The sequence below is a fragment of the Scytonema hofmannii PCC 7110 genome (assembly GCF_000346485.2).
Taxonomy (GTDB): Bacteria; Cyanobacteriota; Cyanobacteriia; order Cyanobacteriales; family Nostocaceae; genus Scytonema; species Scytonema hofmannii.
In genome coordinates, this window is sequence record NZ_KQ976354.1 from 10,408,956 (window position 1) to 10,431,591 (window position 22,636).

The window sequence follows — 22,636 nt, forward strand, 5'->3', positions numbered from 1 at the left end:
GAAAAGCAAGTCTATAAGGCATAATTGCTTTTAAGGTTTAGCCACTGGGTATAATATAAATAATCGTAAAAATTAAATTTATGACACTTTTACAAGCTAAAAACCTAACTATAGGAGACGTTCATCGATTCTTTGGTTTTCAAAGGCAGTATAATAACTCGTTTACTTCATTATTATCTTTAAAACCTTTAACGGAATTTGAACAGCAAGAACTTTTGCAAATCCAAACAGACTTTGACAACTATTTAATAGAAAGCAAAGTTTTGGAAGGGCTGGTTAAAGCTTTAACAATCTTTCCCTTAATGCGACTGGCTGGATTTTATCGCTCTCCTGTAAAAATTGGATTGGAAGAGAATATTGCCGATTTGGTTATTGAAGACGAGGATACCATAATTACTGGAAGAATAGATATTTTAGCTATCAACAAGATTAAATTAGCCAAGAACAAACCATATTTTTGGGTATTAGCGATCGAAGCTAAAAACACTGATATTGATGCGTTAGCTGGTTTACCTCAATTGCTCACTTATGTTTATGAAAAGTTAGAAGAGCAAACACCTGTTTGGGGATTGACGACAAATGGAAGGATTTATCAATTTATTTATATTCAACAGGTAAATCCGCCCGTATATCAGTTAATGCCAATACTTAATTTAATGGAATCTGAGGATGCAATCCAGTTACTACAAGTTTTCAAAGCAATTTGTCAGCTATAAAAATCCTAAATCATTAAACCTTTTGTATAAGTAAATTACATCAGCGTGTATCTGCGTTCATCTGCGGTTAATTATTCATTTTTTTGAATTTTTGCAAGAAGTTTACCTACCTACTTTAAAATATTGGAGGCAGAGCCTTGTAACGAGAATAATAATATATAATTCATATCATCTAGTCCGCGCAGGCGGACTTTGTTTGTATAGCCCCAGAATTCTATTCTGAGGGGTTGATATGAAATGTGAAATTCACCGAAAGTATTTGTTGGGTTTCGTTCCTCAACCCAACCTACCTTCTTCATACAAATTGTACATTTAAGATTTTCTTAACCTCTGTCAAAAATGCGAGAGAATTAAAATCTACCTTACCTCTCATATGGCTAAACAATGACAATGAACCTACTGAATTCTCCCCAATCAAATTTTCGTAAGGATCTAGTTTAAGATTGATATCTTTTGCTTTTTCATAACGAGAGAAGTGAAACAAGGTTAAATACTGCAAAATTTCATTTTTCAGTTCCCCTTTAAAAATGAGACCCTTATAAATATCTTCCTCATCAAGTATACCTTCATAAATATTTAAAAAAGTAGAGTAGGAAATCACCCCATTGTAGTAGCGATCGCTGCGGGTTCCAACAATAACTCCATTAAATAAGTTAAAGAAAACAACAGATTTTTTACTGGGGTCGTCTACCAGATTAGTCAGTTCTGCTGTATCTTGAATATATAAAGACGCACTGACATCAATTTTTTGTGACCTAACAGCATAGTATTTATCAAAAAACATGGGGTAAATTTTGATATCTTGATGCTGTGCTTTCAAGGCTCCAATAACTTCTTGCGATAGGAAAAAGAGCCTATCGTCTTCAGTTTTTGTCATATTTAACGTACTGGTATAAGGAGCTTTCGCAATGTAGAGAAAATGCCTGCAACCTTTTCCGTATAGTTTCGCAACCTCATCAATAATAACAGTTGGATTCCTGAACATTTGTTGATGTTCGTAATTTTCGGAAAAAGTTTTTAGCAATTGAACTCTGACGGTACTCTCTTGACAGCTTAACAACAAGATTTCTCCCATCAAATTCGATATTTTTTGAGAACCATTCCACCTTCTGTCACTTTCTCGGCTGGAAACTATCACAATTGCTAACTTGTTAATATTTCTGGGAAAGTCTGAAGAATTAGAGAAGGTAAATGATTTCGGTAATACCGAATATAAGGAACTCAGAACGTTAGGTACTTTGAACTTTCCTTTACTCTGTAAATCTCTAATGTCAACTCCCTGTGTGTTAGAGCGATGTCTTTCATTTAACAAATGAGATAAAACGTGAGCAAAAGACGCAATAAATTTTTCTATCGGTGCATCATCTTCTTTAGTATGCTGGTGCAACCGTAAAATCGGTATAAATAATTTATTTTGTTTGTGTAACAACACTCTAAGACATATGTATGTTAACAAACCAAAGGTAAATCTGTAAAGAAATAGTTCTTGAGATTCCAGTTTACTATTTTCTAACTTATAAGGAAATAATAATAATTTTCTGTTGATAAAATGACTTTTGTAAATATCCTGACATTTTTTATCTGACCAAGGCAAAAATAATAAGGGTAATGCACCTATATTTGTTTGCTCGTAATCCATTTTAAAGGTTTGCTTGTCTTCAGTCGCCACATAGTGAATATCGGTAATCGTAATTTTAGCTGGAAGACTGCAAAGCGCATCTTCTTTAACATTTGCGTCACCAACAGAGATGTATTTAATAACTTCTTTTGGATTTCCTTTTAAAATTGGTTTAAAAAATGTACTTTGGTGAAGAATTGTGTGAATATCTTGTTCAAGAATACCTTGACTGATAGAAAGATGCTGGGGATATTCTCTGATGGAAAAAGTTCGTCCAGAGTTAATCAGTTGAACAAGTAACTTTTTCAGCTTACTGATTTTTTCTTGAATGTTATATTCTTTAAAATATTTAACAATATTGCTTAAAAGTTGCTGTTTGGTATTTTCGTCATCCTTTTTAAAGATTTGTACTACTTTTTGCTCAAAGTTAGAAATTGGATTGTACTCTAATTGTGATAATTTAGGGTTAATTGCAAACAGACAATAGTACAGAAAGAGAATCTTTAAAACCTTTCTAGCAAATATTTCCTTTCTTAAAGGATTTGCTAGTTCTTCTTTATGTTGTTGACTTTCAGGATCGAGCAAATTCAAATAGTATTCAAATACCTTTTTACCACCATATGCCTGTACTTTGCCGTCAAATTTGAGCTTAACACCTAAGATAAATTGGACTTCTCCCCGTTCATCATCTGTTGTTTCTCCCAAATACCCTTCTATTTTGGGAATAATCGGTAGCATTTCATATGCTTCTGCACGTGAAAAAATATCTTTGTAGTTCAATGAAACACCAGCATAGGTGACTAGGTAATCTCCATCTGCTTTATTAGCCTCATTGATATATTCTTCAATTAGCCTTAATCTTCTAATTGTATCTTGGAGATAAATAACTGCTTCGGTATTGCTAGATCTAGTATCGGTGTTAACGTTCTCGTAGAGATACTCTAGATAGTTTATTTGTGCTTTTTTCTTCAGTTTCCCTAGTGTTTCTGTATCTATAATTCGCTGAAGTCGATAAAAATCTAATTGCGGGTTGTCCTTATCTTTGTATAAATCGTCAAGAAGATAACCTAGCTCTTCTCGTTCTTCTTCATTTGCAGACGCACACTGAACTTTTATGTACTGCTCTAAACCTTTTTTTAAGTGCTCGTTAAACTCACGTGTTTTTTGTACGGCAATTGTTAGCTTGTGAAATCTTAAGACGGCTTTTTCTTTATGATTTCTGTCTGGAACGGTTAATCTTTGCTTCTGTAAACCTTCATAGGAGCTAAACGGATAGGTGAAGTTTAAGCTAGCTGTATCACCTTTAAAGGTTTGCAAATCTGTCACTAAACTTTCTACAAACTCTTTTACGTTAGCAGAAGGACGCTGCTGCGCGATCGCATCTCCTAATATCTGTCTGACACAATCTGCGATCGCCTGAATTTTATCAGGAAATAATTCTTTACAACCCGGACTAAAATTGACAGTAGCAGATTTTGCATTATTAGCAGCAGCACCTAAAGGATTACTCATCTGCAACTGAGCAACTTGACTAGCGACAGCATCAACATCAATACGCAGTCGCATACCATCGGTTGATACCCCAAACAGGTTTTTAGGCTGCTGATTTCGTAGAACTTGTAAAATTTTGTCCAGTATATCGCTGTAGTCCACAAAAACCAGCTCGTTGTTACCTGTTCGTATAGTACTCACTCTACTAGCTCCTAGCCTTATCTATGGCTTGTTCGGTGAATACTTAGTATAATTCCTGGTTCAGGTACTGACATCAGAGATTTCCACGAAATATCGTTGGGGGCTTTTAAATCAAAAATCTACATTCTTGTGGGATGGGCTTCTAGCCCGTCCATTTGATAAAACGGGCAGGATGCCCGTTCCACAAGAGAGATGCCCGTTTCACCAGAGATGAGGCTATACCAGTGCGGTAACTTTCTCCAACAGCCCTTGGAATAACTTCAGCCCATCGCTATTGCCTAACATGGAGTCAGATGCTCTCTCAGGATGAGGCATCATCCCCAACACGTTACCTTTAGAATTGCAAATCCCAGCAATGTTGTTTAGCGAACCATTGGGATTATCCCCCTCATAGCGAAACAGCACTTGACCGTTATCTTCTATCTCTGATAGCGTCTTCTCATCTGCATAAAATCGCCCTTCTCCGTGAGCGATAGGCAATGTAATGATTTCGCCTGTTTGATAATTTTGTGTCCAGGAAAGATCTGTACGCTCAACTTTGACAGGAACGCGATCGCAAATAAAATGTAAGTCTTGATTTCGCGCCAATGCTCCAGGTAGCAGCCCCGCCTCAGTCAGCACTTGAAACCCGTTGCATATACCAAGAACTGGTTTACCCTTTTGAGCGTGTTCTATAACTTGTTGCATCACGGGAGAAAACTGCGCTATGGCACCACAGCGGAGGTAATCTCCGTAACTAAAACCGCCAGGTATAATAACAACATCAAGATCGGAAAGCTCGGTGTCTTGATGCCAAACCATGCGAGTTGGTTGCCCCATCAAGTTTTTTGTGACATAGGCAACATCGCGATCGCAGTTAGAACCGGGAAAAACAACAACACCAAATTTCATAATTAGTTAGTGGTTAGTGGTTAGTGGTTAGTGGTTAGTAGCTTCAAACAACTAACTACTAACAACTAACTACTAACCTTAGTAGTTTCTGATTCGACTTCACTCAAATCAAAGCGGTAGTTTTCAATCACGGGGTTTGCGAGCATTTGGTCACACATCCGATCCATCTCCTGACGGGCTGTACTTTCATCAGGTGAGGTGAGAGTGATTTCAATGTATTTACCGATCCGCACTTGCTCCACATTGTGATATCCTAACTGTCTTAGTCCCGATTGCACTGCTACACCAGCAGGGTCTAGGACTGAAGGACGGAGTGTCACATAAATTTTAGCTTGATACTTCCTTTGCACTGGCTTTAGCTAAAGACTGCGATCGTTATACTACATCCTTTTGCTGCAATTGGAAGATATAAGATTTCACTTATTAAAAGTTAAGCTAAAACTTAGCCAAGGTAACAATTTAAAAAATCTTGTTGCTAAGAGACTATAAGATTCCCATTATTAGGAGTTAAGCTAGAAAATAGTCATGGTGACAGTATAAAAAATACTGGATAAATACTAGAGATCTCAATGGTATGTTGTTGTCTATGAGAGCCATTCGCACACGAAGTCAAGATCGCATTCTAAATCTGCTGAAAACCGTTAAGCAGGGTATATCCGCTCAGGATATTTATGTGGAGTTACGCAACCGCAACCAAAGCATGGGCTTGGCAACCGTTTATCGTTCTTTGGAAGCCTTAAAACTTGAAGGCATGGTACAAGTGAGGACATTGGGTAACGGAGAAGCCCTTTACAGCTTAGCGCAGCAAGACAAGCATCACCTAACCTGCCTCCAGTGTGGTGCATCCATTCCAATTAATCAATGTCCAGTCCACGATTTAGAAAGTCAGTTACAAGATACACACAGGTTCAAAATTTTCTATCACACCTTAGAATTTTTCGGCTTGTGCAACCAATGTCAGGTGGCACAAGCGTCTGGGGAGTGAGGGAGTAGGGAGTAGAATTAATTCCCGGCGTTGCATATTTGCGGGATGATTTTATTTTCTCTGTAAGTTGAAAAACTTAATTCTTGGCGCTCTTGGCGTCTTGGCGGTTCATTTTTCATCCCTATTTTATGCAACGCCTAATTCCCTAACCCCTAATCCCTAACCCTTATTCCTTGGAGGCATTTCCATTCCCAACAAGGGGTTTGAATCAGTGTGACCATCTGCAACAATTGAGCGGATACCTTCTAAGGTTGCAGGGATAGTGCGTGGGTCTATAAACATAACCTTACTGCTATCACTCCTGCCAATTGTTGCACCCATATCTAAGTAGCCTAAGGCAAACAGAACTTCCAAAGCTTGATGAACGGTGGGATCTGTTTTAATTTTTTGGGCAATAATTTCAGCAGATTCAGCAATAGCTTGAGCCTTGAGAACTTGCTGTTGTCGTTCTGCTTGCGCCCTAAGAACGATCGCCTTTTGTTCGGCTTCAGCTTGCAAAATCACCGATTTTTGACGGGCTTCTGCATCCAACACTTGGGCATCAGCTTTACCTCTAGCAGAGTTTACGGCTGACTCTCGGTCTCCCTCAGAAGTTAAAATTGCCGCCCGTTTGCGGCGTTCTGCCGACATTTGCAGTTCCATCGATTCCCGGACTGCTTGAGAAGGAATCAGGTCCCGCAGTTCCACCCGCGTGACTTTTACACCCCAAGGATCGGTTGCAACATCCAAATCGTGTAATAAAAGTTCATTAATTTGAGCGCGGGCGGTAAAAGTTTGATCTAGCTCCAATTGACCCATCTCCGCACGAATTTGAGTGAGTACCAAATTCTCCATTGCCATGCGGAGATTTTCTACTTTGTAGTAAGCTTTCTCCATATCGATAATGCGCCAGTAAACCACCGCATCAACGGTTATTGACACGTTGTCCCGAGTAATGCACTGTTGTGGGGGAATGTCTATAACTTTTTCCCGGATAGTTTCGCGATAAACAAGTCGGTCTGCAACGGGAATGATAAAGTTAAGCCCTGGTTCTAGCTTTTTGTTATAACTACCCAAACGTTCCACTAAGGCTTCATTACCCTGATTAATGATTTTTACAGAACCTGCTAAGGCAGAACCGCCTAAAGCTAAAAATACAAGTAAAAAAAACTGTTCCATTGTTAAGTTTCCTATTTATTCAGCGCCTTACGAGTGCAATAAATTCTCTGGCATCACGTATAGAGTGGTGCCTTCGCGCCTTGTGACATAAACTCTTTGATTAGCGGCTATGCTAAGTTTTTCATCGTCACACCGCGCCCGCCAAGAATTACCCTCGTACAGGACTCGTCCAGCTTTCCCCACTGGAATCTCAGTTAAAGTTTCAGCTATAATTGCCTGCTGAATTTTTGACTTGCGCCGTGGCGGTGTTACAAATCGACGACTGAGTAAGACTAAAGAAGTGGAAAGCAACAGCCAAACCACTGCTTGCAGCCATAACTTATCTAAGACCACTTGAGACAACAGCGCCACCACAAAAGCGCTTATGCCCATTAAAAAGGCAACAAAAGCTGTTGGCACAAACAGTTCAGTTAAACACAGACCTGCACCTGCTAACAGCCAAATTACGGTAGTATTTGTCATTTGTCATTGGTCATTTGTCATTGGTAAGGGGGTTTTTAAAAAAAATTTACATATTGTAATATGTTTTTGTTTATTTCTACCTACCTACTGAAGTATAAGTATACAATTCCACTTTATTCTAACGTTTTAAATTAGGACATATTGAAAAATCGTCAGTAGTTACTACCAACCATGTACGGGCGCAAGGCCGCCGCGCCCCTACTAACAACTAACAACTAACAACTAACAATTAACCATTTGCATGCTTTCTACTCAACGAATAATTTATTGCACAAATCCAGACTGTAGCAACCCTATTAATTCTGTGGGAGATAGTATTTGTACGAGTTGTCAAACTCCCATAGCTCATCGCTATCTTTGGGCAACTGGTTTATCAGCAACCGAATTTAAAATAGGAGAAAAGGTAGCAGATAGATATGAGGTTATTACACCTCAAATCTGGTTAGATACTTTACCGGGACGATCGCCAGACATACCAGAAGATGTACCAGAAGAAATTATTCCTTACCTACGCTTATATCATCACCGATTGCATTTACCTCAAGTTTATGGATTAGTTTATTTACCTATAGGACATGGGAATCCTATTTTCTTATTAGAAAATGCCCCCATAGATGAAACTGGAAATCTTTACCCAACAATAGAAGATGCTTGGGAACAGGCAAAAGGTGTGAGACAAGTTTATTGGTTGTGGCAAATTCTTCAATTATGGACACCTCTATCAGAACTGAGAGTTGCTGGAAGTGTTCTGGTTCCGTATAACTTGCGAGTACAAGGTTGGTGCGTGCGATTGGTACAACTTGTAGAAACGAGAGGTAATGCGCCCCTACACAGTACATCTTTACAACAATTGGGAGAGTGTTGGCAACCTTGGGTAGCTACTGCAAAAACTCAAGTCGCAAAAGAACTAGAAAAGATAGTGCAGCAGATGCGTAGTGGGGAAGCAAATTTAGAAACTGTAAATTCTCAACTCAATGCCTTACTACTTTCTTCAGCAGCAGAATTGCCTTTAATGGTACGCGTATCAGGAGCTACAAATATTGGTTCAGTAGTTTTGCCTCAGAATGAAGATGCTTGCTACCCCACTGATTCTGTGGATCCAGATGACCCCCTATTGCCTCACGTGTCAATTGTTTGTGATGGTATTGGGGGACACGAAGGTGGCGAAGTGGCTAGCCAATTAGCAGTGCAATCCTTAAAGCTACAAATTCGCGCCTTGCTGGCTGAGGTTACGGAACAAACAGAACTCGCTGCACCAGATTTATTGCAAAAACAACTCGAAGCCATTTTACGAGTTGTCAATAACGTGATATGCAATTGCAATAACGAACAAAACCGCGAAGGAACCCAACGTATGGGTACTACTGTTGTCATGGCAGTACAACCACCGCAGGTAGTCCAAACTCCCTCTGGATGGCAATCCCAAAATGCTCATGAACTTTACTTGGCTAGTGTGGGTGATAGCCGTGCTTATTGGATGACCCATCACTACTGTCAATTGCTGACGGTAGATGATGATGTTGCAGGGCGGGAAGTCCGCTATGGGCGCAGTTTTTATCGGAAAGCCCTAGAACGCCCAGACGCTACAGCCCTTACCCAAGCTTTGGGAACGAAAGATGGTGAGTTTTTGCGTCCCTCAATTCAGCGATTTATTTTGGAAGAAGACGGTATACTTTTGTTGTGTTCTGATGGCTTGAGTGACAATGACTGGGTGGAACACTCCTGGCAAGAATTTGCTTTACCAGTGTTAAGAGGTGAACTTTCCCCAGAGGATGCTGTCGCAGCGTGGATTGATTTGGCAAATCAAAAAAATGCCCATGACAATGTGTCTGTTGTTCTGACACTTTGCCGTGTTTCCCCAGATTATTTAGTACCCATGACGCGATCGCTACTACCTGTAGAAATAGAACAAGAAGAAGAGCAGGAGTTGACAGCCAGTGCTCAAGCGCTTCTGGATTTAGATACAACAGAAGCCTCACCAGCGCCAGGGAAGAAAGTCCAAGCCCCTGTCAAAGCTCAGCGCCGCCGTTTTCGTTGGTTATGGATTTTGGGATTATTGACCGTGCTTGTAGGCGGTACAGGTGGCGGATTGTTTGCTTGGTGGAAATTGAGTCCTCAAACATTCCAGCAAGCTTGTCAGAAACTTCCCCTAAAGGTGCGGGGTTTGTGTGAGAGGGAGTAGGGGATTTTGGATTTTGGATTTTGGATTTTGGATTTTGGATTTTGGATTTTGGGGACAAGGGGGACGAGGGGAGGTTGACCGATGGAACACAGTGGAGTGAAGATAAGAAGGATTAGACCTCTTGCTAAGAGGAGTACGTGAACTGGAGTAGTCCAGAGTAAAACGGAGTCATTCGTCTTACTGACTCCGCCATGACTCAACTTTGAATCAGTTTCAAAGTTACCCGTCAGGGTTTCAGTCCGCTTAGGAGTGATGACTTAATGAGATTAGCCAGTCTCAAGCGTCGGAGAAGGAACATGGCTACGTCACGATAGCGCAACACCGTAATCCACTAACAAGCTCTTAAGCCGTGTCGAGGCAAACAATACCCCGCAAGGGAGCGCTCAAATCGAGCAAATGTGTAGTTTGGGGTGGCGGTTAAGTCCGATTAACCCCAAATTACTACAAATAATTCTGAAATAATGAAAGTTGGTAGCATGACACCCAGGGATTACAATATTTCCTAAAGCTCTTCTCCTTCAACTCTCCTTGGGAGAAAAAAGGTGATGTTGCGGGATAATCTATAACATTAAAGCCTGCACGGGCAGGCTTTGTTTGTCTGGTAACGATACAAGCGCCGAACAGCCTGTCCGTGCAGACTAAGTCCGAAGGTCAGATTTTGCAAGCAGTCTATTTTTCAAAAAAAGTAATTTTCCGTGAGGAATAGCTGTGGAGATAGTGGTGGAAATACAGAAGCAAGGTGTAAAAGAAGGTATGAAAATTGGCGATCGCGTCCGTGTTAAAGAATCTGTTATCGTTTACCACAATCCCGAACATCGCGGTAAAGCTTTTGACATCAAAGGCTCAGAAGGCGAAGTTGTGGGTATTGTCAACCAATGGCAAGGCAGACCTGTCAGTGCTAACTTGCCAATCTACGTTCAGTTTAGTAAAAAATTTAAAGCCCACTTACGAGAAAATGAAATAGAGCTATTATAACCAAGTTTACTTGCGGCGACAAAACCATTGCATTATATTTAGTTCGCCGCGCATTCTTTCTAATTCTTGGCGGTTTTGTTCTGCTGTCATATGATACCATTCGCAGTGGCGTTTAAACTCAGAACGAGTTTGAACTTCCTGATAGAACTGGTAAGTTGTTTGGTATGAGGCAAAGGTTTCCTCAACTTCAGGTTGAGGAGCAGGAATAATATGTGATAAGTGTTGAGACATTAATCCAAAATCCAAAATCTAAAATCCAAAATCCTCAGAGCCATCCACGCAAGCCGTAAGCAATAATCCCAACATACTCTTTTATCGCCGCCGTTAACATCTCTAAGTTATCCACACTAGGTAGCAAATTTAAAATTGCTGATTTGGGACTGCTAGAAAGTTCTTGTAATTCGCCTTCACTGACGAGAAAGTCGGTTGGTGCGGGAATCGCATCAATACCTTGACGCTTAAAAATTAACAGCGATCGCGGCATATGCATTGCCGAAGTTACCAATAATACACGACGAATCCCACGAGACTCCAGAACTTTTTTGACATTAACTGCATTTTGATAGGTATTTAGGGACTCAGGTTCTTGCACCAGAGCTTCTGCTGGTATACCAATGGAAGACAGTACTTTCGCCATATCCCCCGACTCAGATGAACCACTACCCCGCCAATCAATGCGACCTCCACTGAGCACAATCACAGGTGCTTTTTTTTGCAAGTAGAGTTGAGCCGCGTAAATAACGCGATCGCCTGCTTCATTTAAATCTACAGTTGGTCGGGGAAAAAAAGCTGATTTTGTTGCGCCACCCAAAACCACGATGGCTTCTGCATTTGGAATTCCACCCGGAACGTTTTGCCATTCCAGAGAACGCACAAGAGTTCGAGCCACCCAGCTATTACTACTGACTAACAACACCACTAGCGACAGCACAATAAACAAAGCTGCTATGCGGGGTCGCTTCCACAACATAACCAACGCCACCAGCATACATATGCAGGCTAGTCCTAGTGGGTAGAAAAATAACGGTAGTAATTTGGAGAGATATAGGAACATAAGAGTTAGTGGTTAGTGGTTAGTGGTTAGTGGTTATTAGCTACTAACAACTAACCACTAACCACTAACCATTCATTACCTTTCCCAAAATCGTAAATTAATACCTCCACTAGTACGACGGCGGAACTTGCGGCTGATTTTTCTCACTCGCCGTCTATCTGGTTTGTCATCGGGAAGAGCGGATTCTGCGTCTTCCGTATCATCAGTCGGTAGCTGAGTTCTGGAATCTTCTTTGGTTTCCCACCAAGCAATAATCCAACCGCCACCTATACCAGCAATTGCACCTAGCAAGATACCCATAGGAGGATTATAACCTGCAAAGACAAAGCCAAGTAGGAAAAATAACCAGTATTTTAGACCGACATCAATACCTTCAGAAACACCTATGTCAGGTTGCTTGGGACCAGTTTTCTGTGCTGATGTCAACCATCCTATGGCAATACCACCAAGTACGCCTAAGAAAATACTTAAGGATGATGGATACCCTGTCATCAAAAACACTAGTGTCAAAAATAACCCAAATAGAGTCTGAGTAATAAAGTTTCCAGAGAAGCTTAACTTTGGTGGTGCCATAAGGGGAAGCTATTGGCGAATGACTTCTTTTAATTGTGCCTCTAGTGGTTGAACTGTGTCCAAAATCTTTACAAGAGGTTTCTCTTTTTCAGTAAAAGGCTCAGCTTGCTGAAGTTGTGATTCTAACAGATCGACGGTCGCATCGGTAATATCACCTGTACGTTCTCTTAGCCGCTTTTGTAGTACTTCTCGTGGTGCAGTACATTGGATAATCTGTATCGGGATTTGATGCATTTGGGCTTGTGCGATAGCATCCTCTCGAAGTTGCTGTCTGTCGTACTTAGCGTCTAAAATCACCGTATAACCTTGTTTTGCCAGCAAGACTCCCAATTCTAACACCCGTGCATAAGTTTTCTGAGTCATTTCGGCTGTATAAATCTCGTCTCCACCACGTTCAAATAATGGAATTCCAGCTAAATGCTTCCGTACCGCGTCCGAACGAAGGTGAATTGCACCCAGGTGACGAGCTAAATACCTTGCCGTAGTAGATTTACCAGAACCCGACACACCAGACATCAGTATCAGTTGTCCTTGACGGGGTTTCGTATATTCCCAAGCGAGTTTGTAGTAAGTCGCTGCTGTTTTTGTCACCTCCTCCTTAACTGATGAAGGGACACTGGGATCGTCCAACAAAAACGAAGTCACCTTGGCGCGGACATAAGATTGGCGGCTTAAATATATAGGCAAAACTTGCAAGCCCTCCCAATCTCCAGTCACCTCAAGGTAAGTATTGAGGTACGTATTACTCAAATCCAAACGCTGCTGAGCTTCCAAATCCATCACAGCATAAGCAATGTCGTACATCACATCGACAAAGCGAAACGGTTCATTAAACTCAATGCAGTCAAACAACCACAATTTGTTTTGCCACAAACAAATGTTACCCAAGTGTAAGTCACCATGACATTCGCGAATGCGATCGCTTTTAATTCTGTCCTTAAAAAGTTCGTCACACTCCGAAAAAAAACTATCCGTATACCGCTTTGTTTCCTCAAACTGTTCCCGTGTTTGGGGACCACCGATATACTTCTCACTTTGCTCGTAATTCTCATCAAATGCTGCACGAACTTGCGCGACTTCACCAAAAGAGCGAATATAATCATTAGTCACGGTCTTACTAGCATGATACTCCGCCACAACCCGTCCCAACTCTTCCACAAGTTCCTCATTTAACTGACCCTGTTTAAACAGCTGACTCAGCAAAACATCATCAGGAAACTGGAGCATCTTCAGAACATACTCAACAGGTTCTCCCGTTTCACCCAAACGGTATTGCCCATCTACCAAAGCAATTGGTAACACCTCCAAATATAGTTCCGCAGCCCCTCTCTGATTCAGACGCAACTCTTCATAAGAAAAATGTCGCCGCTTCTCCAGCGTTGAATAATCCAAAAAACCAAAATTGACTGGTTTCTTCACCTTATAAGCATATTTACCAGTTAACAATACATAAGAAATATGGGTTTGAATCAATTGAATAGGTTCACTCACTTCATGAGGATAAAACCCACGCTCTAACATCTGCTGAATTAAAGGGGGAATAGAAACCTCTGTCATTTTTTCTTGGCGCTCTTGGCGTCTTGGCGGTTTACATAACAAAAAACCAGAGGTTATACCCCTGGTTTCCACGGATAGTTTAGCAAACTTTAACTCATCAAGTCTCGGTTTAGCCCTCAGATTCTGTTCCCGAATCAGAACCTCTCTGTGGAGGCAAAATTGTTAGAACAGATTGACCAGGTTCACCCATATACTTCGCACCTGCGGGCAAAGGAATTTGATCTACCTGCAAACTATCACCAACTTCCATGTTAGAGATATCAATATCAATTGCTGCAGGAATACTTTCTGGAGGGCAACGCAGCGCCAAATTTGTGATATGTACGTCTAATACGCCACCGTCTCTCTTCACCCCAATTGATTCTCCCACAAGATGCAGGCGGACTTCTATATCAGTATCGCCATGACCTGCAACAGCAAAAAAGCTGAGATGATAAAGCGTACCCTTCGCTGGATGAGATTGAACTTCCCGCAACAGAGTTTTTCCACGCCAAGGAATATCGGTCACGCTAAGGTCAACTATGGAGTTATTAATAGAAGCCTTGTTGAGAAGGCGTTCAGCAACTTTGGCATCTAGGATAATTGCTACTGATTCAGTACCTTGATGACCGTACAAGTTTGCTGGTATTTTACCAGAACGGCGCAAAGCATTGGGTTTGCTTCCATCTGGTCGTGTTTGACATTCGATTGTAAGTTCCATGTTAATTGTTAGGGGGTAGGGGGTAGAGGGTAGGGGGTAGAGGGTAGGGGGTAGAGGGTAGGGTTAGAAGTAGATAGTACTCAAATACTATTTATTTTTACTCCCTATTCCCCACTCCCCACTCCCTACTCCCTAACCAACAGTTTGCAACAAAGCACGTTTTGGTCCGTGGATGGGGTCTTCCACAATAATAGTTTGGTCTCGGCTGGCTCCTAAGGAGACAATCGCGATGGGAACTTCCATCAACTCTGCCAAAAACTTCAAATAATTTAGTGCTTCTCTTGGCAAGTCTTCTAAAGAACGACAGTGAGTTGTTGGGGTACGCCATCCCGGCATAGTTTTGTAAATAGGACAACACCTGGCAAATTTCCGGGAGCTAGTGGGGAAGTGTTCGCAGCGTTCTCCATCTACCTCGTAAGCAACACAAACTTTGATTTCCTCTATTTCATCAAGAACATCTAGTTTGGTGATTGCCAAACAGTCCATACCATTTATCCGCACTGCGTAGCGACCAATTACAGCATCAAACCAACCACAGCGTCTCTTGCGACCGGTTGTTGTACCAAATTCAGCGCCGCGATCGCATAACACTTCTCCCATTTCCCCATGTATTTCTGTGGGGAAAGGTCCTTCTCCTACTCGCGTGGTGTACGCTTTAGCCACTCCAATCACTCGGTCTATCATTGTTGGTCCCAGCCCTGTCCCAACACAAGCTCCGCCTGCGACTGGATTGGAGGAAGTGACATAAGGATAAGTTCCGTGATCCAAGTCAAGAAGTGTACCTTGTGCTCCTTCAAACAAAATATTGCGTCGCCGTTGAATTGCGTCGTATATTTTTAAGGAAGTATCAACAACGTGGGGACGCAAACGATCTGCATACCCCAGATACTCGTCAATGACTTGTTTGGGGTCTAAGGGCGGGAGGTTGTAAAGTTTTTCCAGAATGACGTTTTTGTAATTAATCGTCCATTCTATCTGCTCGCGCAACCCTAATGGGTCCATTAAATCTAGAACCCTAATTCCTGTCCGTTCGGATTTATCGGCATAAGTCGGACCGATCCCCCGACCAGTTGTGCCAATTTTGTGGCTTCCCCTCCGTTCTTCCGAAGCCTTATCAATCATACGATGGTAAGGCATTGTAACATGGGCTGTCTCAGAAATTAGCAGATTTTGTGTAGAAACACCTACTTCTGTAAGTTGGTCAAGTTCTGCTATCAAAACCTGTGGATCTATGACTGTTCCACAGCCGATCATGCACTCGGTATCTGGATACAAAATACCAGAGGGAATCAAGTGCAGTTTGAAGGTTTGATCCTTAACTACAATCGTGTGTCCAGCATTGACACCCCCTTGGTAACGTATAACAACATCTGCGGAGCGGCTGAGTAAGTCGGTTATTTTTCCTTTTCCTTCATCGCCCCACTGGGCACCTATAACAATGACGTTAGCCAAGTGATTATTTTAAAGAGCTAAAGTTTCCACAAATAACTATTATTACCAGATTTAGTTTATTATGTCAACTAAATTAACAGTGACCAGTGACCAGTGACCAGTGACCAGAAAGTAGGGCTGGCTACAAATAATTAGAAACCCGGTTTCTTTAAGAAACCGGGTTTCTAGTATTGCTAAATAACTATTAAGTATAATAAGTTACATTTTAACCTTGACATTTCATACTTCATCCTTGAGTTTATTTGTTACTGTTAATAATAATTAAAATTTTTAGGGAAAAGGCTACCATGGCTCTCTACGCTGAGTTACATAGACATTTGGGCGGTTCGGTTGTACCGCGTGTTTTGTGGCGCTACTTCGAGCGTCACTCATCAGAGTTAATTTCTCGCTTTTCTCATTACTCTGAGTTTGAAGAATTTTACACGCGCCCTCGCAATACTCTGGATGAATATCTGGAGTTGCACACTCTGGTGGAAAGCGTACAAACAGTAGAAACTTTACCTTACTTTATTTATCGTCTGCTTCGAGGCGCTTATATATTTGAAAATCTTGCTTATTTAGAACTGCGTTACACGCCTTATTTGAGAACGCCAGAGCATCTGAGTCAAGCTGAAAGAATTGACAAGATGGCAGAAATCGTTGATGTTGTGGGCAAAGCCAGCCAACTTTCAGAATATCCCATTGTCAACAGCCAAATTCTTTGTATGCACACTCGCTTGCCTTTTGAAGTTAACAAGGCAATTGTCGATCTAGCAGTACAAAATCAACAATACGTCTGTGGTATAGATGTCGCAGGGGGAGATAGTCATTATGCCGAGCGTTTGGACGAATGGATTAGGCTTTATGAGTATGCGCGATCGCTAAATCTCAATACAACAGGTCACCTTTACGAAACCACCGTCGGTTGTTATCCTCAACTCTTGCCTTATTTAATGCGGATTGGTCATGGAATCCAAATTCCTTTGCTGTATCCAGAGTTACTTCAAGATTTGGCAAGGCGAGGTCAGTGTTTGGAAGTTTGTCCCACAACTTACATAAAAACTGGGACTTTGCAAGATATCCGTCAACTCAAGCTTGTCTTTGACCGTTGTTTTGATGCGGGGGTAGATATTGCCATTTGTACGGACAATGCTGGATTGCACAACGTGCGGCTACCCTTTGAGTATGAAAATTTGTTAACTTACGACATCATCAATTTTAAACAGCTACAAGCTTGTCAGGATGCTGCTTTCCGCCATGCTTTTGCTTGGCCTTACAGACAGCGTCCAGCTTCTCTGTTAAATGGGTTGCTGAATCATGAAGAAGAGTTAGTTGTTAGTTGTTAGTTGTTGGTTGTTAGTAGAAAACCACTGTAACGGGCGCGGCGGTCTTGCGCCCCTACCAACCACTAACCACTAACTAAGATTAAACTCCTTCTACAGCACCGCCTGCAGCCGTCCAAGCTGCAAGCCCGCCTGTGATTGTAGCGACATGAGCAAACCCTGCTTCTCGTAGCGTTTGTGCTGCATGGGCAGATTGCTCATCACTTTCCCCATAAATATAGATGTCCCGCTTCTTGACTAGGGAAGAAGCTCTTTTTGTCAGGTCACTTAAAGGAATCGGGATCGCGCCAGTTATGTGACCGTGATTGTAGGTTGGGCGATCGCGCACATCAATAATAGTACAACCAGGTTGACCCCATTCAAGACGAGATTTGAGGTCATGAGCATCCGATTGGGATGCAAAAGCACTTAACAGAGTGTTTTCCATAAGCATTTCTCTGGTATTGCATCGCAGTGGCTACTTCGGTCTTTTGAGCAAGCCACTGCCTTATCAATATTGAAATCTATCAAAAATCTGATTTTTATCGACTTTTTTTTACAATTTATACATATTTATTTTTAAGTTTAAATAAAAAAATTAAAATATATTAAATATATTTAATATATTTTAATAATTAACTCAGTAATGATCTGAACTGCATACACCCAAGTGATTGCAATACTGTTCGGTTAAGGATTTCCAAATTAAAAAATATCCAACTTTTTCTTGTGGTACGGGCGTCCCCGCCCGTCCTGTATTAGTGGCGGGTTGTGAGCACCGCACCACAAGATGGATAATTTATTTCGTGGAAATCCCTTAAGCGAAAATGAGAAACCCGGTTTCTTGAACAATACCTTCGCCAAAATTAAAGATGTGAGCTTATATTTTATACTGATAGATCATGGTATGTATAATTCAAGCGTTACCAACAGAAGTTGTGCATCTAATTACAGCGGGGGAAGTTATAGACTCCTTAGCTTCTGTCGTGCGGGAATTAGTAGAAAATTCCTTAGATGCAGGTGCAACGAGAATTGTAGTTTCTCTATGGCCTCAACAATGGCGTATCCGCGTTGCAGATAATGGATGTGGAATGCCTTTAGATGACTTACAACGTGCAGCAACAGCCCACAGTACCAGTAAAATTCGGCAATGTGCTGACTTGTGGAAAATTACGAGCTTGGGTTTTCGTGGAGAAGCACTCCACAGTTTGACGACGTTGGCAGATTTAGAAATATTGAGCCGTCCTCATTGTGGAGATGGGGGTTGGCGAATTGTTTATGGCTACGGAGGAGAAGCACGACATATAGAAGCAGCAGCGATCGCGAACGGTACTGTCGTCACAGTTTCCAACCTTTTTGAAAATTGGTCATCTCGTCGTGAGGGATTGCCATCACTAGCACTGCAAATGAAAGCAGTGCAAGCAACGATTCAACAAATCGCCCTGTGTCATCCCCATGTGACTTGGCAGGTTTGTCAAAATGACCGGGAATGGTTTTCCATTTGTCCCTCATCAGCAGTTGCTCAACTATTGCCCCAAATTGTACATCAAATCAAAGAGTCCGATCTCCATGAATTAAAACTAGAAATTCCCACTCCCAACTCCCAACTCCCCATTACCCCTTATCCCCAGAGGGGGCCCCACCTTCCCCACTCCCAACTCTCACTAACGATAGGATTACCAGACAGGTGTCACCGTCGCCGTCCAGATTGGGTGAAAGTGGCAATTAACAAACGGATGGTAAAATCACCGGAGTTAGAACAAACTATTCTGACAGGATTTCACAGAACATTGCCACGCGATCGCTATCCTGTTTGTTTTTTACACTTACTTATTCCCCCCGAACAAGTCAACTGGAACCGTAACCCAGCAAAATCAGAAATTTACCTCAACCACCTCAATCATTGGCAAGAGCAAATTTCCCAAACCATTGAGAAAGCACTCCGCCTTAACTCGACATCTGTCAGAGAATCCGCCCATACAACTCGCGTCAGTCAATTACTTAAAGCTGCAGAAGAAAAAGCCCCTTATAACTTCAATCCATCAAACCCAGCAGACAAACCCCCTACTCCCCACTCCCTACTCCCCACTCCCCATAACATAAAAGCCGTTGCTCAAGTTAATAACACCTATATCGTGGCAGAACATCCAGGTGGAGTGTGGTTGGTGGAACAGCACATTGCTCACGAGCGCATTTTATACGAGCAACTTTGCGATAACTGGCAGATTGTTCCCCTTGAACCACCAGTTATCCTCTATCAACTGTCTCCAGCCCAGGTAGCGCAACTAGAACATATTGGTTTGGACATAGAAACTTTTGGCGAACAACTTTGGGCAATTCGCAGCGTCCCCGCACTCTTACAGCAGCGAGATGATTGTGGAGAAGCGATTTTAGAACTCAGTTTAGGCGGTGATTTACAGACAGCGCAAGTCGCTGTTGCTTGTCGCAGCGCTATTCGTAACGGTAAATCCCTGACTCAGCCGGAAATGCAAGCAATACTAGAGCAATGGCAACGCACGCGCAATCCCCGCACTTGTCCTCACGGACGCCCAATTTGCCTATCCTTAGAAGAGCCAGCTTTAGCTCGTTTCTTCCGCCGTAATTGGGTGATTGGGAAAAGTCACGGAATTTGAAAAGTTTCGTGTAAAAGTGTTAAAATATGAAGCTATATTACCAATTTTCAAGAATTAAATAAACTTAGATCTCAATCCTAATGGTTATAGTTATTTTCGCCGTAATGTACTACTAACCCATTTATTCAGAGTCTAAATTATCTATTAACTCTTCTAAAGCTAAATTTTTGGCATACTGTGGTCAATCATCAAAAATTTTCTTTAAAAGCTCTGGGGATGCATTTCTTGCAAACCAGTCTTCGCTGGGATTGTTGTGGAGATTCAAAAAATACTTTAAACGTTCTTCTATAGCTTCTCTATCAGCTTGCTCCAGTTGTCCAATTCGATTTAACCAATTTCCCATGGAATCTTTAAAGCAATTAGCCTCAACAGAACATATCTGATGAACCAGGGCAAATGATTTTTTATCCAGATTATTTCTACTTGTAGGGTTAATAGGATATGCTGTTGGTAAACCTTTATCTTTTCCTTTTGAACTTGAAGTTAATGGAATAACCGTAAAAGTTTCTATATAGCTACAGTCATCCTGGAATTGGTCATTTGTCCAAATAATATAGGGATGTTCGCCTCTAAACACCTTACTAGAATTAATTTTTAGCGTGCAGGAAATAGTTTGACATTCAATCTCACCTGGTTCATTCAAGTCATAAAGATGAATATGACCAAGTTTACAACGAAGAGAAACTCTGTAGGGATTGATAAAATAGATCCAACCTTGACGAGGTTTTTTTCCAGCCACTCTATAATCCTAATTCATTGATTAATTTTTCTCGTTCAGAATGTAAGTTAAGTTGAACTTTGTCTTCTGGTTTATGGGTATCTTTAACTTCAATCATGGGAGATGTGTTATACACATACTCTAGCAATTGATTCAGTTTATCTTGCCCTAGACCAGCCCATTCTCTCCTAATATTATCAAGCATCAGCTTGAGACCTTGTGACAGGTTTAAATTCTCTATATTACCTGCTTTAGGTCCAAGTTTGAGAAGTGTTGTATTTCCCAGAGATTCTTGAATAATCTCTTTTCCGTTCATTTGATTTAAGGCAACCTCTATGTCCTCATGCCAAGATCCATAGTAATAATAATACCAATTGAGTTCAGTCAGTTGCTTTCCTGTCCATTTGACAGAGTAAAGATCGGCTAAATACAAAAACTTAATAATTTGTGTTTTTGTAATGTATCCTTTTGTTTCATAGACAAAATATTTTATGAGCGTTTCTAACATAGCTCTTTTTGTTTCTAATTGTTAAGAAATTCTTGGTCAACCATCATTAAAATGCTGAGGCACGAAGCCCCGTCACGAAGCGTGCGGGGTGCTGACGATATCTGATAGACGCCTCTGGCAAAGCACTATCATTAGGTTAAATTGATGACTGAACACTGTCAGCTATCAAATAGAGTACACGAGTACTATATTAGTACATGGTCAAAATGATAGTCAATACTTCTGATTGATTTTAGTAGAATTTGAAAGGAGAGAGCGATCGCATCTTTTAGATACAGGTGAATCTATACATACCCGTTTGGTTGGAGAAAATTTACTCCATGAAAGTTTAGAAGATTAACTAATTGAAATTTACCTATGCTAACCAATATTAAAATAAAGAATTTTCGAGCATTTCGAGAACATATAGATGTTCGTTTCAGACCGATTACAATTGGCTCTTCCGTACTAAGTGGGCTAAACTTTTGATAAATAGATTAAAACCCTTGCTGGGCAAACATAAAAGCCCTTCTTCACTGTATTTTATGTAAGATTACTTAAATTTCGACTACAACCACCTGTAAGCATTGGTTTTAAAGCAAACTTATCAAAATTAATTAATGATTTAGCCCACTAAGTACGGAAGAACCGTAATTCCAAGGTTGAGGCTTGGGTTAAGAATGACCATATGGGTTCGCAGATAACGTGAAATTTGGACAACGAAGTTATAGGGATTCTAGGCTACGCAATTCGCACATAAAGTGAAATTGACCATGGGGTAAGGGTTTTAGCCTTCCAGTCAATTCGCACATAAGTTGAAATTTTGCATCTAATCACAGAAATTCACGGGATTTTGTCAAATACTGATTATAATTTATACCAAAAAACATGAATGTCCCGTAGTCAAGCTGGTTGACTATCGTATGAAGTAAGCGATCGCTCTATTAGCAGAGTATAAGCTCATTACACTTCAAAAGTGCGCTTTAAAAAGCATTCGGGCTGTCGATAAATCAAAGTCGGAAAATTTCATATAGTGTGTGAATTGACGCTTGAGGCTAAGACCGTTGTGCTACAATAGATTTCACTTTATGCGCGAATTGTGTCGTCTGAAACCCGCTTCACTCCGTTGTTAAAATTTCATCTTATCTGCGAACCCACAACCACCTTGGATTTGAAATTCTCTACATATTTGAAGGTATTGTTCGCAAATATAGACCTGACTTTATTATTCGCCTAAAAACTGGAAGTTTCTTGATTTTAGAAACTAAAGGTCATTACACTCAAAAAGACGTAGCTAAAAGTGTATTTTTAGAACAGTGGATTCAAGCAGTTAATCAGCATGGTGGCTTTGGTTTTTGGCAACGAGATATATCAAGAAATCCATCTGACGTTAAGATGATTTTAGATAGGGCGGTTTTTCTATCAAAATAAGAATCAACCTTTAGCGTAAATATTATATTATTTCCTCGCCCGCCCTTTTCT

General features: G+C 41.0%; 21 protein-coding genes. 7 read left to right on the forward strand and 14 right to left on the reverse strand.

Annotated features, from left to right (window positions below):
- The first annotated feature begins 80 nt into the window (after nt 1–80).
- A complete protein-coding gene (locus WA1_RS43830) occupies nt 81–716 on the forward strand; it encodes a hypothetical protein (protein ID WP_017744662.1) in 636 nt (211 codons plus the stop codon).
- Nucleotides 717–1,011: 295 nt separating this feature from the next.
- On the opposite strand, the gene WA1_RS43840 is transcribed toward WA1_RS43830, so the two are convergent.
- The 3 genes from WA1_RS43840 to purS all read right to left on the reverse strand — a co-directional run bounded on the left by WA1_RS43840 (nt 1,012) and on the right by purS (nt 5,267).
- On the reverse strand, nt 1,012–4,026 hold the full coding sequence (locus WA1_RS43840; protein WP_017744664.1) for a hypothetical protein: 3,015 nt from the start codon (nt 4,024–4,026) through the stop codon (nt 1,012–1,014).
- Nucleotides 4,027–4,242: 216 nt separating this feature from the next.
- Nucleotides 4,243–4,917, reverse strand: coding sequence for a phosphoribosylformylglycinamidine synthase subunit PurQ (purQ, locus tag WA1_RS43845; protein WP_017744665.1), 675 nt, complete (start codon nt 4,915–4,917; stop codon nt 4,243–4,245).
- 65 nt (nt 4,918–4,982) lie between these two features.
- A complete protein-coding gene (gene purS / locus WA1_RS43850; RefSeq protein WP_017744666.1) occupies nt 4,983–5,267 on the reverse strand; it encodes a phosphoribosylformylglycinamidine synthase subunit PurS in 285 nt (94 codons plus the stop codon).
- Between the two features lie 236 nt (nt 5,268–5,503).
- On the opposite strand from purS, the gene WA1_RS43855 reads away from it, so the two are divergent.
- Nucleotides 5,504–5,902: a Fur family transcriptional regulator gene (locus WA1_RS43855; RefSeq protein ID WP_017744667.1), complete on the forward strand. Its 399-nt coding sequence runs from the start codon at nt 5,504–5,506 to the stop codon at nt 5,900–5,902.
- 159 nt (nt 5,903–6,061) lie between these two features.
- Here WA1_RS43855 and WA1_RS43860 read toward each other — a convergent pair whose 3' ends face one another.
- Both WA1_RS43860 and WA1_RS43865 read right to left on the reverse strand, forming a co-directional pair.
- Entirely contained in the window at nt 6,062–7,060 is a 999-nt protein-coding gene (locus WA1_RS43860) for an SPFH domain-containing protein (protein ID WP_017744668.1), read from the reverse strand.
- Between the two features lie 27 nt (nt 7,061–7,087).
- Nucleotides 7,088–7,522, reverse strand: coding sequence for an NfeD family protein (locus tag WA1_RS43865; protein ID WP_017744669.1), 435 nt, complete (start codon nt 7,520–7,522; stop codon nt 7,088–7,090).
- A 241-nt stretch (nt 7,523–7,763) separates the two neighbouring features.
- Here WA1_RS43865 and WA1_RS43870 point away from each other — a divergent pair, with 241 nt between their 5' ends.
- On the forward strand, nt 7,764–9,704 hold the full coding sequence (locus WA1_RS43870; protein ID WP_017744670.1) for a PP2C family protein-serine/threonine phosphatase: 1,941 nt from the start codon (nt 7,764–7,766) through the stop codon (nt 9,702–9,704).
- Between the two features lie 702 nt (nt 9,705–10,406).
- A complete protein-coding gene (locus WA1_RS43875; RefSeq protein WP_026134794.1) occupies nt 10,407–10,679 on the forward strand; it encodes a ferredoxin-thioredoxin reductase variable chain in 273 nt (90 codons plus the stop codon).
- Nucleotides 10,680–10,685: 6 nt separating this feature from the next.
- Here WA1_RS43875 and WA1_RS43880 read toward each other — a convergent pair whose 3' ends face one another.
- From WA1_RS43880 to WA1_RS43905, 6 genes are all read right to left on the reverse strand, one after another.
- Entirely contained in the window at nt 10,686–10,910 is a 225-nt protein-coding gene (locus WA1_RS43880) for a hypothetical protein (protein WP_017744672.1), read from the reverse strand.
- A gap of 34 nt (nt 10,911–10,944) precedes the next feature.
- Nucleotides 10,945–11,733 (reverse strand): YdcF family protein, encoded by a 789-nt coding sequence (locus WA1_RS43885; protein ID WP_026134795.1) that lies wholly within the window; start codon nt 11,731–11,733, stop codon nt 10,945–10,947.
- Between the two features lie 75 nt (nt 11,734–11,808).
- Nucleotides 11,809–12,306, reverse strand: a complete 498-nt coding sequence (locus WA1_RS43890) for a hypothetical protein (RefSeq protein WP_017744674.1) — start codon at nt 12,304–12,306, stop codon at nt 11,809–11,811.
- A 9-nt stretch (nt 12,307–12,315) separates the two neighbouring features.
- Nucleotides 12,316–13,863 (reverse strand): bifunctional aminoglycoside phosphotransferase/ATP-binding protein, encoded by a 1,548-nt coding sequence (locus tag WA1_RS43895; protein ID WP_026134796.1) that lies wholly within the window; start codon nt 13,861–13,863, stop codon nt 12,316–12,318.
- Between the two features lie 109 nt (nt 13,864–13,972).
- Nucleotides 13,973–14,563, reverse strand: coding sequence for a 50S ribosomal protein L25/general stress protein Ctc (locus tag WA1_RS43900; RefSeq protein WP_017744676.1), 591 nt, complete (start codon nt 14,561–14,563; stop codon nt 13,973–13,975).
- 132 nt (nt 14,564–14,695) lie between these two features.
- Nucleotides 14,696–16,015, reverse strand: a complete 1,320-nt coding sequence (locus WA1_RS43905) for an adenylosuccinate synthase (RefSeq protein WP_017744677.1) — start codon at nt 16,013–16,015, stop codon at nt 14,696–14,698.
- Between the two features lie 287 nt (nt 16,016–16,302).
- On the opposite strand from WA1_RS43905, the gene WA1_RS43910 reads away from it, so the two are divergent.
- The gene (locus tag WA1_RS43910; RefSeq protein WP_017744678.1) at nt 16,303–17,340 is read left to right on the forward strand and encodes an adenosine deaminase; all 1,038 of its coding nucleotides are present in this window, start codon (nt 16,303–16,305) and stop codon (nt 17,338–17,340) included.
- A 79-nt stretch (nt 17,341–17,419) separates the two neighbouring features.
- Here the strand turns inward: WA1_RS43910 and WA1_RS43915 are convergent, their stop codons facing one another.
- Nucleotides 17,420–17,764, reverse strand: a complete 345-nt coding sequence (locus WA1_RS43915) for a rhodanese-like domain-containing protein (RefSeq protein ID WP_017744679.1) — start codon at nt 17,762–17,764, stop codon at nt 17,420–17,422.
- A 454-nt stretch (nt 17,765–18,218) separates the two neighbouring features.
- On the opposite strand from WA1_RS43915, the gene mutL reads away from it, so the two are divergent.
- Complete coding sequence (gene mutL, locus WA1_RS43920; protein WP_017744680.1) at nt 18,219–19,949, forward strand: DNA mismatch repair endonuclease MutL; 1,731 nt, start codon at nt 18,219–18,221, stop codon at nt 19,947–19,949.
- A 181-nt stretch (nt 19,950–20,130) separates the two neighbouring features.
- On the opposite strand, the gene WA1_RS43925 is transcribed toward mutL, so the two are convergent.
- Together WA1_RS43925 and WA1_RS43930 are read right to left on the reverse strand one after the other, a co-directional pair.
- Nucleotides 20,131–20,688 (reverse strand): type II toxin-antitoxin system PemK/MazF family toxin, encoded by a 558-nt coding sequence (locus tag WA1_RS43925; RefSeq protein ID WP_017744681.1) that lies wholly within the window; start codon nt 20,686–20,688, stop codon nt 20,131–20,133.
- A gap of 1 nt (nt 20,689) precedes the next feature.
- The gene (locus tag WA1_RS43930) at nt 20,690–21,175 is read right to left on the reverse strand and encodes a type II toxin-antitoxin system antitoxin SocA domain-containing protein (protein ID WP_017744682.1); all 486 of its coding nucleotides are present in this window, start codon (nt 21,173–21,175) and stop codon (nt 20,690–20,692) included.
- A 1,230-nt stretch (nt 21,176–22,405) separates the two neighbouring features.
- Here WA1_RS43930 and WA1_RS43935 point away from each other — a divergent pair.
- Nucleotides 22,406–22,585: a hypothetical protein gene (locus WA1_RS43935; RefSeq protein ID WP_017744683.1), complete on the forward strand. Its 180-nt coding sequence runs from the start codon at nt 22,406–22,408 to the stop codon at nt 22,583–22,585.
- Nucleotides 22,586–22,636: the final 51 nt, after the last annotated feature.